The sequence below is a fragment of the Psychrobacillus antarcticus genome (assembly GCF_029533155.1).
GTDB lineage: Bacteria > Bacillota > Bacilli > Bacillales_A > Planococcaceae > Psychrobacillus > Psychrobacillus antarcticus.
Genome location: NZ_JAIZDB010000001.1, coordinates 42,745 through 57,475 on the forward strand (window position 1 = coordinate 42,745; position 14,731 = coordinate 57,475).

The window sequence follows — 14,731 nt, forward strand, 5'->3', positions numbered from 1 at the left end:
AAGGGCATACGTCCTCAAAATAATAATTTTGCATTTTCTTATAATATCATAGCGATTTTGTCAAGTCAATCTTTGTAGCTTTGATAATCCAATAACCTCTAAGCTTATCTACAACATCTACTTGACCAAAAATCTCTTCTAAATAACTAAAAGTTGATGGTGCCCCTTGTTTCTTTTGAATCACAACCCACAATTCTCCCTTTGAAACTAACTTTTCATAGGATTCATCATAGAAACGGAAAATAGTTTCTTTTCCAGCACGAATCGGTGGATTAGTTATAATAGCCGCAAAGTTCGCAGTGTCAACCGCTGACAATCCATCACTTTCATAGATTCGTACATTTTGTATCCCGTTAGCAGCAGCATTTTTTTCTGCAAGTTGGATTGCACGTGTGTTAACATCTACCAAATGAACTGTTCTTCCCTCATTTACTTTTGCAATAGAGAGACCTATCGGCCCATATCCACAACCTATATCTAAAATTGAACCTTCTAGATCTGGCGCTTCAAAAGCATCGATTAATACACGGGAGCCAAAATCTACTTCGCTCTTACTAAATACACCAGCATCTGTTTCAAACCGAAAATTATGCCCGAGCAATGTAAAATTCCAATAGCGCGGTTTACTTTCCGTTTGAGGTTTCCTAGAGTAATAATGATCAGACACCAAATCACCCTCCATAATACATACGAAGAAAAGCCCGTCGTTTACTGACGAGCTTTTTTCTTCGAATTGTACAAAAATTACTTAACTTCTACGCCTGCGCCAACTTCTTCAAGTTGTGTTTTGAAAGCTTCTGCTTCGTCTTTAGAAACTGCTTCTTTTACTGCTTTAGGAGCGTTGTCAACTAATTCTTTAGCTTCTTTCAATCCAAGACCAGTGATTTCACGAACCGCTTTGATTACTTTGATTTTTTGATCTCCAGCAGATGTAAGGATTACATCAAACTCAGTTTTTTCTTCTTCAGCAGCAGCTCCGCCACCAGCAGCCATTGCCATTGGAGCAGCAGCAGTAACACCGAATTCTTCTTCAATTGCTTTTACTAAGTCGTTTAATTCAAGAACTGTCATTGATTTGATAGCTTCTAAGATTTGTTCGTTATTCATTTTATTTTCCTCCTATTATGGATAATTTTAGGCTACAAGCCTGTTTGTAGTATTTAAGCCGCGTAATAAATTATGCGCCTTGTTCTTCTTTTTGTTCTGCAACAGCTTTTGTTGCAAGCGCAAAGTTGCGCATTGGAGCTTGAAGTACTGAAAGAAGCATAGAAAGTAGTCCTTCGCGTGATGGAAGTTCTGCTAATGCTTTCACATCTTCAGCAGATGCTACAGTTCCTTCGATGATTCCAACTTTAATCTCAAGTTTTTCGTTCTTTTTAGCAAAATCATTAATGATTTTAGCTGGCGCAATTACGTCTTCGTAAGAAAATGCTACTGCGTTTGGACCAACAAGGCTTTCGTTAATCCCGTCAACTCCTGCAACTTCAGTTGCACGGCGTGTAAGGGAGTTTTTATAAACTTTGAATTCCACTCCAGCTTCACGAAGTTGTTTACGTAGTTCTGTTACTTGCGCAACGTTCAAACCGCGATAGTCAACAACTACTACGGAAGCAGCTGCTTTAAACTTTTCAGCAATTTCTTGAACTTGCACTTTTTTTGTTTCGATTGCTTTGTTCATCTTGGCACCTCCTATAAGAATTGGCCATTTATACCGACAAAAGAAAAGCCTCTGATCTACGAATAGACACAGAGGCAGAAAGTCATCATCTTAAAAGAATCTGAATTTACTTGTCCTCGGTAGGAAATTAAGCAATTTTCCGCTCCTACTGTCTTCGGTACAAATGTATATTTAACAACAAAAATCATCTTAACAGACAGATCTTAAATTGTCAATTATTTTTTAATTGATTGAGCATCAACTTTTACAGCTGGTCCCATAGTAGTCGTGATATTAACCGACTTCATATAAATCCCTTTAGATGCAGCTGGCTTAGCTTTTTGAATTACTTCAAATACAGCTAAGAAGTTTTCTACTAATTTGTCGTCTTCAAAAGAAACTTTACCGATAGGAGCGTGAATGATCCCTGCTTTGTCAGCACGGTATTCTACTTTACCAGCTTTAATCTCTTCGATAGCTTTTGTTACATCAAATGTAACTGTACCAGTTTTAGGGTTTGGCATTAAACCTTTTGGTCCAAGTACACGACCAATTTTACCAACTTCACCCATCATGTCAGGTGTAGCAACGATTACATCGAAGTCAAACCATCCTTGTTGGATTTTGTTAATAAATTCAGTATCACCCACATAATCTGCTCCAGCAGCTTCTGCTTCTTTTAGCTTTTCACCTTTAGCGAATACTAATACGCGTTGAGTTTTACCAGTTCCGTTTGGAAGAACTACTGCTCCACGGATTTGTTGGTCATTCTTACGAGTATCGACCCCTAAACGGAAAGCAACTTCTACAGTTGCATCGAAGTTAACTGTGCTTGTTTTTTTTGCAAGCTCAACAGCTTCTTTAGCTGAGTATAATTTTGTAGCTTCTACTAATTTAACTGATTCTTGTAACTTTTTACCTTTGTTAGCCATTATAAATGTCCTCCTTGAAGTGGTTTTAGCGGAATAAACCTCCCACGTGTAAAGGTTGTAGTTATCCTTTATGAACAACTACAACCTCCCAAAAAACAATGCGTCATATCAAAATGCACATCAAGTATTAGTCTTCGATCGTAATACCCATGCTACGTGCAGTACCTTCAACCATTAACATAGCTGCTTCAACAGATGCTGCGTTTAAATCTGGCATTTTTTGTTCTGCGATTTCGCGAACTGTTTCACGTTTCACTGTCGCCACTTTTACGCGGTTTGGTTCACCTGATCCAGATTGAATTCCTGCTGCTACTTTAAGTAACACTGCTGCCGGCGGAGTTTTTGTAATGAAAGTAAATGAACGATCTTCAAATACAGAAATTTCAACCGGAATGATTAGACCTGCTTGATCAGCAGTACGTGCGTTGAACTCCTTACAGAATCCCATGATGTTAACACCTGCTTGACCCAATGCTGGACCAACCGGCGGTGCTGGATTTGCTTTACCAGCAGGAATTTGTAATTTAACAACTTTAATCACTTTTTTAGCCACGAGACACACCTCCTTAAGTCCGTGATGTGGTAATTGGGTTGCCCCTCCCACTCAAATATCTGCCTCTCAGCTCTGCGCTGATAACATTAGAAAAATTAATACAGACCCATTTTCAGTCTGACCTTTGAAATGATATCACTAATTTCAAACTTTAGCAAGTGGAAACACAAATTATATTTTAATGACTTGTTCGAAATCTAGTTCCATATTAGTTTCGCGACCGAACATATCTATAGAAACAGTTACTTTACCTTTATCTATGTCAATCACTTCTACTTTACCTTGGAAGTGGGCAAATGGGCCTTCTAATACTTCAACCAATTCTCCAACCGTAAAGTCTACTTCTACGACACGATCAGCGTCTCCCATTTGTTTCAGCATAGATTGTACTTCTTCCGGAGCTAAAGGCGTTGGTTTTGTTCCGCCACCAGAAGAACCAAGGAATCCAGTTACACCCGGTGTATTTCTAACTACATACCAAGCATCGTCTGTCATGATAAGTTCTACAAAAACATATCCAGGAAATGTTTTTCTAACAACGACACGTTTTTTGCCGTCTTTAAAATCCGTTTCCTCTTGTTCAGGTATGTATACACGGAATATTTTATCCGACATACCCATTGTTTCTACTCGTTTTTCTAAGTTTGCTTTTACTTTGTTTTCATACCCAGAGTACGTATGAACAACATACCAATTTTTTTCCATAGTGTCAGGACTAATCGTCCGTCGCCTCCTTTTCTCAAGACAAATAAAAAAACCCGTTCGTTTAATAAGACGGGCTATTTTCAAATATTTACATGCTACTTATTATAACGCTAAATACCAACGGAACAACTCAGAGATACCTAAATCTACTACAGTAAAAAATATTGCTGCCGCTACGACAGTAGCAATTACAATTACAGTATATTTAGTAAGCTCTTTACGTCTAGGCCAACTTACTTTTCTCATTTCACTCATTACATTCTTAAAAAAACCACCAACATTAGCCATTTTAGCTAAACCCCCACACAAAATATCTATGTTACTTTCCTATTCACACTGTTTGTTTATGAAGTGTATGTGCATTGCAATATGAACAATACTTTTTACGTTCAATTCGAATTTCACTCTCTTTAGATGCAGGAATCGTATAGTTACGGTTGCCACATTGAACACAGCTTAACACAGTCTTCTTTGCCATATTATCACCTTTTTTAGTGTATAAGTCTTTTTAAAGATTATCATCTTACACAGATCATGTCAACAAAATCCCAGTTATGCATAATGACTACCAATCTCCATATAGCGTTCTAGTTTACGCTTCACTCGTTGCAGTGCATTGTCAATTGATTTTACATGACGATTCAATTCTATGGAAATCTCTTGATAAGATTGACCATCTAAATATAAAGCGAGTACCTGCTTTTCAAGCTCACTTAGTATCTCGGCCATCTTACCTTCCATGTAATCAAAGTCTTCTCGATTGATGATTAATTCCTCAGGATCATCTATAACCGACCCAGCAATCATATCCATCAATGTTCGATCAGATTCCTCATCATATATAGGTTTGTCCAATGAGACATAGGAATTTAGCGGAATATGTTTTTGACGGGTAGCAGTTTTAATAGCGGTTATTATTTGTCGAGTAATACATAATTCTGCAAACCCTCGAAAAGAAGTAAGTTTCTCTTCTCTAAAATCCCTAATCGCCTTATACAATCCGATCATGCCTTCTTGAAGGATATCTTCTTTATCGGCCCCTATTAAAAAGTATGATCTCCCTTTCATACGGACAAAAGAACGGTACTTTGTTATTAAAAAATCTAGCGCTTCAGTGTTTCCTTGATGAACTAACTCCACAAGCTCTTCATCTAGTAAACTATCTAATTGTAGATTCTGCTCTGTCTTTTCCAATGAAGTCACCTCAGCTAACAAGAATATTATTCCAAGTATACAGGAAGGAATTTTATAGCGTCAATGAATCATTTCATTCCCCGTCGCCATTTTTCGAAAATTTCGGCAATTTCTGCTGTTAATGGAATATTAGAAACGGGCTTATCATCTTGAATACTCTTCACTTTTTTTGTTATCTTGGAGGAAATTGTCAACATCTCTATTTCCAATTCTCTTGCTGATTTTCTTAGTGCCCCTTGACCAAATATAATCCGCTGCTCGGTCAGATCGGATGTAGCTACGTAAATTTGAACTCTTCTACTACTCAATTCTTTCGTTAACTTTTCAATACGTTCATCTGCAATTTCATTTTTTCTCGTATAAATAACTTCTACGTCGTATCGTTTCTGTTTATTTTCAATTCCAGGTACTAAGTGCGCATCAAAGACCACAATCACTCGGACACCTGTATATGCTTTGTATTCTGCCATCAGCTCAATCAAGCGGTCTCTAGCTTCTAGTAACTTTACTTCCTTTAATTCCCTTAACTCGCTCCATGCGCCGATGATATTATATCCATCGACAAGTAGAATTTGCATCTTCTTACCCTTTTAAAGGATTTCTTACGCGCCATATTTCATATAACAAAACCGAGGCCGCTACCGATGCATTCAGACTCGTTACATGACCGACCATTGGCAAATAGTAAAGAAAATCACATTTTTCTTTTAACAGTCGACTCATTCCTTTTCCTTCACTACCAATAATAAGGGCAAGTGGAAGTGTCGCATCCATATTTCGATAATCAGTAGACTTCGTTGCGTCCGTTCCCGCAATCCAAACACCACGCTCTTTAAGCTCATCGACCGTTTGTGCCAAGTTAACCGCACGGTAGACTGGAATATGTTCAATTGCTCCCGTGGATGCTTTTGCAACTACCGCTGTAAGGCCTACTGCTCTTCTTTTCGGAATAATAATTCCGTGCGCCCCTACCGCATCAGCAGTTCGCATAATAGAGCCAAGATTATGAGGATCTTCAAGTTCATCTAAAATAATGAAAAGAGGATCCTCTTGTTTACTAGCTGCAAGATCAAATAAATCGTCTAATTCCGCGTAACGGTAAGCGGCGACGGAAGCTACTATCCCCTGGTGGTTTGCATCGGTTAAGTTATCTAGCTTTTTGTTTGGTACGAACTGCACAATTATTCCAGCATCTTTAGCTAATTGGATAATTTCTTTTACGCCGCTTTTTTGAATACCTTCCGCAAGCCAAACCTTGTTCATATCTCTACCCGCACGTAGGGCTTCGACTACTGGATTTTTACCCGCGATAAGTTCTCCAGTTTGCTCTGTTTGATCGTTTTTCTCTATCATTTATTTTGCGCCCCTTTCTGTTCATCGATAAAGCTGATCGAAAACTGTAACACTTCTTGTAAACGCTCCGTTTGATCACTCAAGTATAGACTCCCAACGACCGCTTCAAACGCTGTACTATGATGATAAGTAATAACATCTGTGTTTTTTGGGACTGACCCTGACTTTGCATTACGCCCTCTTCGAAGGATTGCTTGTTCATCTTCTGAAAGAAACTCTTTATCTAGCATTTCTCTTACAATCATTGCTTGTGCTTTTGCCGATACATAGCTAGTAGCTTCTTTGTGTAAAATATTTGGTCGAACCCGCCCTGAGCGGATGAGGTGTTCCCGAACAACTTGTTCGAAAACAGCATCACCCATATAGGCCAGCGCTAAAGAATTTAATTGTTTTACATCGGATATTTTAAAATTTCCCACAAGTTTATCCTCTTTTCCATCGGATACCCTGTGCAGTATCTTCTAAAATAATATTTAGCTCTTTTAATTGATCTCTAATTTCATCGGCACGGGCAAAGTTACGATCCTTTCGTGCCTGATTACGTTCTTCAATTAATGCATCAATTTCTTCATCCAACACTTCTTTTTCCTTAGCAAACGTTAGTCCAAGGATAGCCGTTAGTACATCCATAACGGAGATAAATTGTTTCAATATAGCTTCAGTAGTTTGCTTTTCTTGTAAATACGTATTCGCAAGTTTCGACAACTCAAAAATAGCTGCGACTCCATTTGCTGTATTGAAGTCATCATCCATCGCTGTTTCAAATTGTACTTTTACATCAGCAATTTTTTGTAACCAAATATCATCGTGATCTCCTAAGTTCGCAGTCGTACTCAAGCGATGAACTAAGTTATCATAAGCAGTTTGTATACGATCCAAACCTGCTTCCGCTTGCTCCACCAATTCTTTTGAGTAGTTAATCGGGTTTCGATAATGAACACTTAGCATGAAAAGACGTAGAATTTGCGGGTCGATTTGCTGACGAATATCATTCACTAATACAAAATTTCCGAGTGATTTCGACATTTTTTCGTTGTCTATATTTATATATCCATTATGCATCCAATATCTCGCAAATGTCTTACCGGTTCTAGCTTCTGACTGCGCAATTTCATTTTCATGGTGTGGGAAGGTTAAATCCTGTCCTCCTGCATGAATATCAATCGTATCTCCTAGTATTTCGCGCGCCATCACAGAGCATTCTATATGCCATCCTGGACGACCTTTCCCCCAAGGACTTTCCCAATAGATTTCTCCTGGTTTTGCTGCTTTCCAAAGTGCGAAATCTAATGCATCTTCTTTTTTCACGCCTGTTTCAATTCTTGCTCCGACTTTTAAATCGTCTACAGATTGATGAGAAAGCTTACCATATCCATCAAATTTTCTCGTCCGGTAATATACGTCTCCTTGTGATTCGTATGCATAGTCTTTTTCCTCTAATACTTTTATAAATTCAATAATTTGATCCATATGATCGGTTACGCGGGGATGTGAATCTGCTCGATTACAACCAAGTGCCTCCACATCTGCAAAATAGGCGCTAATAAAACGTTCTGTAAGCTCGGAGACCTCTTCTCCCAATTCATTTGCCGCTTTAATAATTTTGTCATCCACATCTGTGAAGTTAGAAACGTATGTGACATCATACCCACGATATTGCAGATACTTTCTTACCGTATCATATACAATTACAGGTCGGGCGTTTCCTATATGAATATAATTATAAACAGTTGGTCCACATACATACATTTTGACCTTGCCTTCTTCAAGTGGAATAAATGGTTCTTTTTCACGCTTTAATGTATTAAAAATTTGGATTGTCATGACCAATTTCTCTCCTTTTCTTTCGTTAAACGGTCGATTTCTTTATGAAGCACTTCTATTCTAGCTTCCATTTCTCTACATCGATCAGCAAACGGATCAGGTAGGTCCTGATGATCAAGGTTCCGCTTCACCTTTACACCATTTTGAATTACGACTACACCTGGAATACCAACAACAGTTGAATTCGTGGGTACATCTTTTAATACAACCGACCCTGCTCCAACTTTGCTATTTTCGCCAATTGTAATCGATCCTAATACTTTTGCTCCTGTAGCAACTAGCACATTATTGTGAAGAGTGGGATGTCTCTTGCCTTTTTCTTTCCCGGTACCACCTAGTGTGACACCTTGGTAGATCGTGCAATCATCTCCAATTTCACACGTTTCTCCGATGACAACACCTGAACCATGGTCGATAAAAAATCTTCTCCCAATTGTTGCCCCTGGGTGAATTTCGATACCTGTAAAAAATCTACTAACTTGTGACACGACACGCGCTAAGAAAAAGAAATTCTTTTTAAATAATGCGTGTGCAATACGGTGACTCCAAATTGCATGTAGGCCTGCGTATGTTAATACTACCTCTAGTTTGCTATTTGCTGCTGGATCTTGTTCAAATACTACTGCAATATCCTCTTTCATCCGTTTGAACACAAAATTGCCCCCTTCCTTTTTCCACATAAAAAAAGTCTCTGTCTATAAATATAGACAGAGACGCAATTAGCGCGGTTCCACTCTGATTGGAAAGTACGAATACTTTCCCACTTATCATCTTTAACGCAGATGATTCGTTCAGCCTACTTAAAAGTTCGGCATGACGCTCAAAGGTGCAATTCAGTAACTCATGGGCTCAGACCACTTTCAGCCGGTGATGGTCCTCTCTAAAGAACGTGCGTTACTTACTTCTCCTCGTCTTCGCTTTGCTATTCATTTTGTTTTCGAATTTGTAACACCATTTTCACACCTAGTTAGGGGAAAGTCAATCTTATTGTTTTGCAAATTTGGCAACGCGAGCGATTACTATCTCTTTACCGATCAAACTGATTGCATCCGCTAATTCTGGACCGTGCATTTGACCAGTTGTTACTACACGAATTGGCATGAAAAGGTTTTTCCCTTTATGTCCTGTTTCTTTTTGCACTGCTTTAATGGAAGCTTTAATCTCAGTCGCTTCAAATGTTTCTAATCCCTCTAGATGCGCTTTAAATGCAGCCATTACTTCAGGAACTTGCTCTCCAGCTAACACTTCTGTCGCTTCTTCAGTATATGCAATTTCGTGATCAAAGAATAATGAAGATAATTCGACGATTTCAGCGCCAAAACTCATTTGATCATGGTAAAGCGCAATAAGCTTTGTTGCCCATGTAAGTTTGTCTTCTGATAGTTCTGTTGGTAGTAAATCTGCTTTTTGTAAATGTGGTAGTGCTAGCTCTACTACTTTTTCAAGTGGAAGCTGTTTAATATATTGGTTGTTCATCCAAGTAAGTTTTTGTTTGTCGAACATCGATGGTGATTTAGAAAGACGTGACACATCGAATGTTTTAATGAATTCCTCTTTAGTGAAGATTTCATCTTCCCCTTCAGGAGACCAACCTAATAATGCAAAGAAATTAAACATCGCTTCCGGTAAATAACCAAGATCTTTGTATTGTGTAATAAATTGGATGATTGACTCATCACGTTTTGAAAGTTTTTTACGATTTTCATTGATGATTAATGTCATGTGACCGTATTTAGGATAGGCCCAGTCGAATGCATCAAAGACCATTAATTGTTTTGGTGTATTTGATAAATGTTCTTCCCCGCGGAATACATGAGAGATTTCCATAAAGTGATCATCTAATACTACCGCGTAGTTATAAGTTGGAATCCCATTAGCTTTCACTAGCACCCAGTCACCAACGTCTTTAGATTCAAAAGTAACCGACCCACGAACTAAGTCTTCAAATGTATACGTCACATTTTCTGGTACACACATACGAACCGTGTAGCCTTGCCCTGCGTCTACTTTTGCTTGTACTTCTTCTTTCGACAAATGACGACATTTACCATTGTACATAGGAGCTGCAATACCTTTTTCTTTTTGTACTTCACGTTCCACTTCTAGCTCTTCTGAAGAACAGAAACATTTATAGGCATGTCCTTTTTCCAACATTTCTTCTGCATGCTTTGTATATATATCTAGACGTTCCATTTGACGATAAGGCGCATAAGGCCCACCAATATCTACAGATTCATCATAGTCGATTCCTAACCACTTTAAGTTTTCAAGTTGCGATGACTCGCCACCTTCTACATTACGCTCAATATCGGTATCTTCAATACGAACGATAAATTTACCATTATGGTGACGTGCATATAGGTAGTTAAATAATGCTGTGCGTGCTCCTCCAATATGCAAAAATCCTGTTGGACTTGGCGCGTAGCGTACGCGAACTTCTTGTGTCATAAGTATTTCCTCCTAGTTTTCATTCAATTCAAATTCGCCTTGGAAAGTTTGTATCCAGACTTTGAATTGAGCTTGCCGAATTATGTGTAAACTTTATTCATTCTACCATTGCCTATATGTTTTTTAAAGTTAGTCCTTCTTTAGAAGCAATATGGTCGCCATTGAAGCTATTCCTTCTTCGCGACCTGTAAATCCAAGTCTCTCAGTTGTTGTAGCTTTTACATTTATCTGAGAAACATCTGCTTGAAGTAACTCAGCTACACGCGTACGAATCGTTTCGATATATGGGGCCATTTTAGGCTTTTGCGCAATAATTGTACAATCAATATTCCCTAATTTATATCCACGAGCATCTACTAGTTTCCAAATATGCTCCAGTAGCTTTGCTGAATCTGCATCTTTAAAATCTGGGTCTGTATCTGGGAAATGTTTGCCGATATCCCCTTCTCCAATCGCTCCCAAGGCCGCATCTGTAATTGTATGTAGAAGTACATCTGCATCTGAGTGACCAATTAACCCTCGTTCGTAAGGAATCTCGATACCCCCTATTATTAACGGACGGTTATCCGCAAACTCATGTACATCAAATCCTTGTCCAATTCGCATCATCTTATTGTTCCTCCTGCTCCCGCTTATTTAATATAGCCTCTCCGTAAAGAAGATCTTCACCCGTTGTCATTTTCACATTATCATAGGTACTTTCAACAATATGAACTTGCTCTCCTAATCTTTCTACAAGCATTGCTTCATCTGTCCCAAGAAAGTCTTCAGCTTTCGCTAATCTTTCTGCTTTTTCTAATAATGCATAATGAAATGCTTGGGGCGTTTGAATGATCCATAAACTTTCCCGATCGACCGTTTCTTGAATTATACCATTATCCACTTTTTTCATCGTATCTTTTGCCCGGACCGCTGCAACCGCTGCTCCAGTAGCATTTGCAACTTCGGCTAATTGTTGGATTACTTCCTGATGAATAAATGGCCGTGCAGCATCATGAACGAGTATTATCCCTTTAGATGTAACAGCTTTTAATGCAGCATATACACTATGCTGACGCTCGTCACCACCCTCTACAATTGCAGCAACTTTTGTAATGCGATATTCATTTAGTAACTGTTCAATGAATATTTGTTCCTCCTTTTTCACGGCCAATACTATTTGTTCACAATTAGGATCTCTGTCGAATACTCGTAAAGTATGTATCAAAATAGGAATATTACGCAGTTCTAAAAATAACTTATTTTGACTAGCACCCATTCGTTTTCCACTTCCTGCAGCTGGCAATAAAACAGTATATTCCATGTTAATGAACCTCCATCACATAGAAAAAGGGCGTATTCCTTTTGCAAAGGAAACAACCCCTCTTCGTTATTTCGAGTCTTGTGGTTTTGCAAATATCATCCGACCAGCCGACGTTTGAAGTACACTTGTCACCTCTACATTTATAGCCTGTCCAATATATGCTTTACCGCCTTCCACAACAATCATTGTTCCATCATCTAGATATGCGACGCCCTGATTGTGTTCTTTACCATCCTTAATAACAACAACATGCATTATTTCCCCGGGAATAACGACAGGTTTTACCGCATTAGCTAAGTCATTAATATTTAAAACCCGTACTTGATGTAGGTCACAAACTTTGTTTAGATTGAAGTCATTCGTTACAACGATCCCATTCATCTTTTTAGCTAGACGAACTAGTTTTAAATCGACCTCTTGGATGTCTTCAAAGTCTTCTTCCACGATTAACACGGCAGAAGCTCGTTCCGTTTGTAGTTTTTTAAGGACATCTAATCCCCGGCGTCCTCTTGTACGCTTAAGCGTATCTGAAGAATCGGCAATATGCTGTAACTCAGTCAAAACGAATTGAGGAACGACAAAAACTCCTTCGATAAATCCTGTTACCGAAATATCAGCGATACGGCCATCTATAATAACACTAGTATCTAACAATTTATATGTTCCTAGACTCAATTCTTGGTTATCCTCATCCACCGTTTTCTTTTTACTGCTATTCTGTTTGGAAGGAGTAAAAACTTGAAGAAGCTCGTCTCGCTTTTTAAAACCGACTTGGAAACCTAAGTATCCCAAAACGATAGACAATAATACCTGCACAACCGATCCAATACCCAGTATAGCGAAATTATTAACCGCAGAACCAAGGAAAAAGGCAACGATTAATCCAATAACTAGACCTAGCGTTCCGAATAGCAAGTCTCCAATTGGCGCTTTTAATAACCGTTCTTCCATCCACTTGATAAAGTTAACTAAGTAGTCGGTCATGAATAACGCAGTAACATATAACAAAATCGCTCCAATTAAAACAGATATATACGGATTGTGAATCCAAGGGTTGTTAGATAAATTAAAAAGCTCGTATAAGTGCGGTAAGAATAGTAAACCCAATGTTCCACCTATTAACACAAAAGCAATTTGAATAATCCATTTTAACAAGTATGCCACCTCCATTTATTTTATTATACTTCCATCTTTCACAATAAGTCTAATCAGACAAGCACAGATGCCCATTCAAGCCCTTTCAAGTGACAAAAGAATTGTAATATAGGTGTTCTCTGCCTTTATTACAATTCTAAAGCACGCGAAGGGCTGGGCACTGAAACTAGACGGTAAAACATTTACTCAGGTTTTTATTAAGAAAATGCCTCTTTCATCCCTTCGTTAACTGTTTCAATTCCTATAATTTGAATACCTTTGGGATAATCCCAACCACCTAAATTAGAAGCGGGAATAATTGCTCTTTTAAAGCCTAGCTTGGCAGCCTCTTGCACACGCTGTTCAATCCTAGACACCCTTCTCACTTCTCCAGTTAAACCAATTTCACCGATAAAACAGTCTGTCGGTGTAACCCCTGTATCTCGGAAACTAGATACGATACTTACTAGGACGGCTAAATCGATTGCAGGTTCGTCTAATTTTACCCCTCCCGCCACTTTTATATAAGCATCTTGCGTTTGGAGCAGTAACCCCATGCGTTTTTCCAGTACCGCCATTAATAATGAAACACGATTTTGATCAATGCCAGTAGCCATACGTTTCGGATAATTAAAGCTAGACTGTGTCAATAGCGCTTGAATCTCTACTAAAATAGGTCTAGTACCTTCCATAGAGGCAACAATTGCGGAACCTGCCGCCCCATGAGATCTCTCCTGCAAAAATAATTCAGATGGATTCAGTACTTCTTTTAATCCAGATTGAACCATTTCAAAAATGGCAATTTCATTCGTAGAGCCAAAACGGTTCTTCTGAGATCTTAAAATACGATACGTATGGTGACGTTCTCCTTCAAAGTACAAAACGGTGTCTACCATATGTTCTAGTATACGTGGACCTGCAATTTGACCTTCTTTTGTCACATGTCCCACTAAGAAGATTGCTACATTTTTTGTTTTGGCTATTCGCATCAGCTCTGCTGTACATTCTCGAACTTGCGATACACTACCAGGTGCACTAGTTACTTCTGGATGATGAACAGTTTGAATAGAATCCACTACGACAAATTTAGGTGCCACGCTGTCGATTGTTTCGTTTATTAGTTCTAAATTAGTTTCAGCATAAACATAAAGCTCAGCCGAGGTTACCCCTAAACGTTCTGCACGTAGCTTCGTCTGACGGATGGATTCCTCCCCAGAAATATATAATACTCGCTCTCCTTTATTGGCAAGTAAGGCAGAGACCTGTAAAAGAAGAGTAGACTTCCCTATACCCGGATCTCCCCCTATTAATATGAGCGACCCCGGTACAATACCTCCACCTAGAACACGGTTAAATTCAGCAAAGTCTGTTGTTACCCGTGGTTCATCAGCTGTTACAACAGAAATAATTGGGGTAGCCTTCTGCACTACTCCATCCGAATGCTGAAAGGAACGTCTCGGACCTTTGGAAACTATTTCGATTTCCTCAACTAGGGTGTTCCATTCCCCGCATCCTGGACATCTTCCCATCCATTTTGCAGATTCATAACCGCATGAGTTACACATAAATTTCGTTTTCTTTTTAGCCATAATACCTCCTACTATGTATAAAAGGGCATTCCGGAATTA

The 14,731-nt window shown here is 38.8% G+C and carries 19 protein-coding genes and 2 other annotated features; all 19 genes read right to left on the reverse strand.

Annotation, left to right across the window (positions count from 1 at the left end; genetic code table 11):
- Positions 1–46 precede the first annotated feature (46 nt).
- Positions 47–667: a class I SAM-dependent methyltransferase gene (locus tag LDK52_RS00270; protein ID WP_277583949.1), complete on the reverse strand. Its 621-nt coding sequence runs from the start codon at positions 665–667 to the stop codon at positions 47–49.
- Between the two features lie 77 nt (positions 668–744).
- On the reverse strand, positions 745–1,107 hold the full coding sequence (gene rplL, locus LDK52_RS00275) for a 50S ribosomal protein L7/L12 (protein WP_277583950.1): 363 nt from the start codon (positions 1,105–1,107) through the stop codon (positions 745–747).
- Positions 1,108–1,177: 70 nt separating this feature from the next.
- Positions 1,178–1,678: a 50S ribosomal protein L10 gene (gene rplJ, locus LDK52_RS00280; RefSeq protein WP_277583951.1), complete on the reverse strand. Its 501-nt coding sequence runs from the start codon at positions 1,676–1,678 to the stop codon at positions 1,178–1,180.
- Between the two features lie 32 nt (positions 1,679–1,710).
- Positions 1,711–1,854: a sequence feature (ribosomal protein L10 leader region), on the reverse strand.
- Positions 1,855–1,893: 39 nt separating this feature from the next.
- A complete protein-coding gene (gene rplA, locus LDK52_RS00285) occupies positions 1,894–2,589 on the reverse strand; it encodes a 50S ribosomal protein L1 (RefSeq protein WP_277583952.1) in 696 nt (231 codons plus the stop codon).
- A gap of 127 nt (positions 2,590–2,716) precedes the next feature.
- A complete protein-coding gene (rplK, locus tag LDK52_RS00290) occupies positions 2,717–3,142 on the reverse strand; it encodes a 50S ribosomal protein L11 (RefSeq protein WP_277583953.1) in 426 nt (141 codons plus the stop codon).
- A gap of 171 nt (positions 3,143–3,313) precedes the next feature.
- Positions 3,314–3,847 carry a transcription termination/antitermination protein NusG gene (nusG, locus tag LDK52_RS00295; RefSeq protein ID WP_277583954.1) on the reverse strand — a complete coding sequence of 178 codons (534 nt, stop codon included), beginning with the start codon at positions 3,845–3,847 and terminating at the stop codon, positions 3,314–3,316.
- A gap of 102 nt (positions 3,848–3,949) precedes the next feature.
- Complete coding sequence (secE, locus tag LDK52_RS00300) at positions 3,950–4,135, reverse strand: preprotein translocase subunit SecE (RefSeq protein ID WP_277583955.1); 186 nt, start codon at positions 4,133–4,135, stop codon at positions 3,950–3,952.
- Positions 4,136–4,178: 43 nt separating this feature from the next.
- On the reverse strand, positions 4,179–4,325 hold the full coding sequence (gene rpmG, locus LDK52_RS00305; RefSeq protein WP_277583956.1) for a 50S ribosomal protein L33: 147 nt from the start codon (positions 4,323–4,325) through the stop codon (positions 4,179–4,181).
- A 74-nt stretch (positions 4,326–4,399) separates the two neighbouring features.
- Positions 4,400–5,041, reverse strand: a complete 642-nt coding sequence (sigH, locus tag LDK52_RS00310; protein WP_277583957.1) for an RNA polymerase sporulation sigma factor SigH — start codon at positions 5,039–5,041, stop codon at positions 4,400–4,402.
- Between the two features lie 68 nt (positions 5,042–5,109).
- The gene (locus LDK52_RS00315; RefSeq protein WP_277583958.1) at positions 5,110–5,619 is read right to left on the reverse strand and encodes an NYN domain-containing protein; all 510 of its coding nucleotides are present in this window, start codon (positions 5,617–5,619) and stop codon (positions 5,110–5,112) included.
- 4 nt (positions 5,620–5,623) lie between these two features.
- Positions 5,624–6,394: a 23S rRNA (guanosine(2251)-2'-O)-methyltransferase RlmB gene (gene rlmB / locus LDK52_RS00320; RefSeq protein WP_277583959.1), complete on the reverse strand. Its 771-nt coding sequence runs from the start codon at positions 6,392–6,394 to the stop codon at positions 5,624–5,626.
- Positions 6,391–6,813, reverse strand: a complete 423-nt coding sequence (locus LDK52_RS00325) for a Mini-ribonuclease 3 (RefSeq protein ID WP_407081770.1) — start codon at positions 6,811–6,813, stop codon at positions 6,391–6,393. Before LDK52_RS00325 ends, rlmB begins: the two co-directional genes overlap by 4 nt.
- Positions 6,814–6,817: 4 nt before the next feature.
- A complete protein-coding gene (gene cysS / locus LDK52_RS00330) occupies positions 6,818–8,218 on the reverse strand; it encodes a cysteine--tRNA ligase (RefSeq protein WP_277583960.1) in 1,401 nt (466 codons plus the stop codon).
- Positions 8,215–8,871 (reverse strand): serine O-acetyltransferase, encoded by a 657-nt coding sequence (cysE, locus tag LDK52_RS00335; RefSeq protein WP_277583961.1) that lies wholly within the window; start codon positions 8,869–8,871, stop codon positions 8,215–8,217. The genes cysS and cysE overlap by 4 nt, the downstream gene beginning before the upstream one ends.
- A 53-nt stretch (positions 8,872–8,924) precedes the next feature.
- Positions 8,925–9,142 (reverse strand) — a binding site (T-box leader).
- A 60-nt stretch (positions 9,143–9,202) separates the two neighbouring features.
- On the reverse strand, positions 9,203–10,666 hold the full coding sequence (gene gltX, locus LDK52_RS00340) for a glutamate--tRNA ligase (RefSeq protein WP_277583962.1): 1,464 nt from the start codon (positions 10,664–10,666) through the stop codon (positions 9,203–9,205).
- Between the two features lie 129 nt (positions 10,667–10,795).
- Positions 10,796–11,275, reverse strand: coding sequence for a 2-C-methyl-D-erythritol 2,4-cyclodiphosphate synthase (ispF, locus tag LDK52_RS00345; protein WP_277583963.1), 480 nt, complete (start codon positions 11,273–11,275; stop codon positions 10,796–10,798).
- 1 nt (position 11,276) lies between these two features.
- The gene (ispD, locus tag LDK52_RS00350) at positions 11,277–11,969 is read right to left on the reverse strand and encodes a 2-C-methyl-D-erythritol 4-phosphate cytidylyltransferase (RefSeq protein ID WP_277583964.1); all 693 of its coding nucleotides are present in this window, start codon (positions 11,967–11,969) and stop codon (positions 11,277–11,279) included.
- 66 nt (positions 11,970–12,035) lie between these two features.
- Positions 12,036–13,124, reverse strand: coding sequence for a PIN/TRAM domain-containing protein (locus LDK52_RS00355; protein ID WP_277583965.1), 1,089 nt, complete (start codon positions 13,122–13,124; stop codon positions 12,036–12,038).
- 197 nt (positions 13,125–13,321) lie between these two features.
- Positions 13,322–14,692 carry a DNA repair protein RadA gene (gene radA, locus LDK52_RS00360; protein WP_277583966.1) on the reverse strand — a complete coding sequence of 457 codons (1,371 nt, stop codon included), beginning with the start codon at positions 14,690–14,692 and terminating at the stop codon, positions 13,322–13,324.
- Positions 14,693–14,731 lie beyond the last annotated feature (39 nt).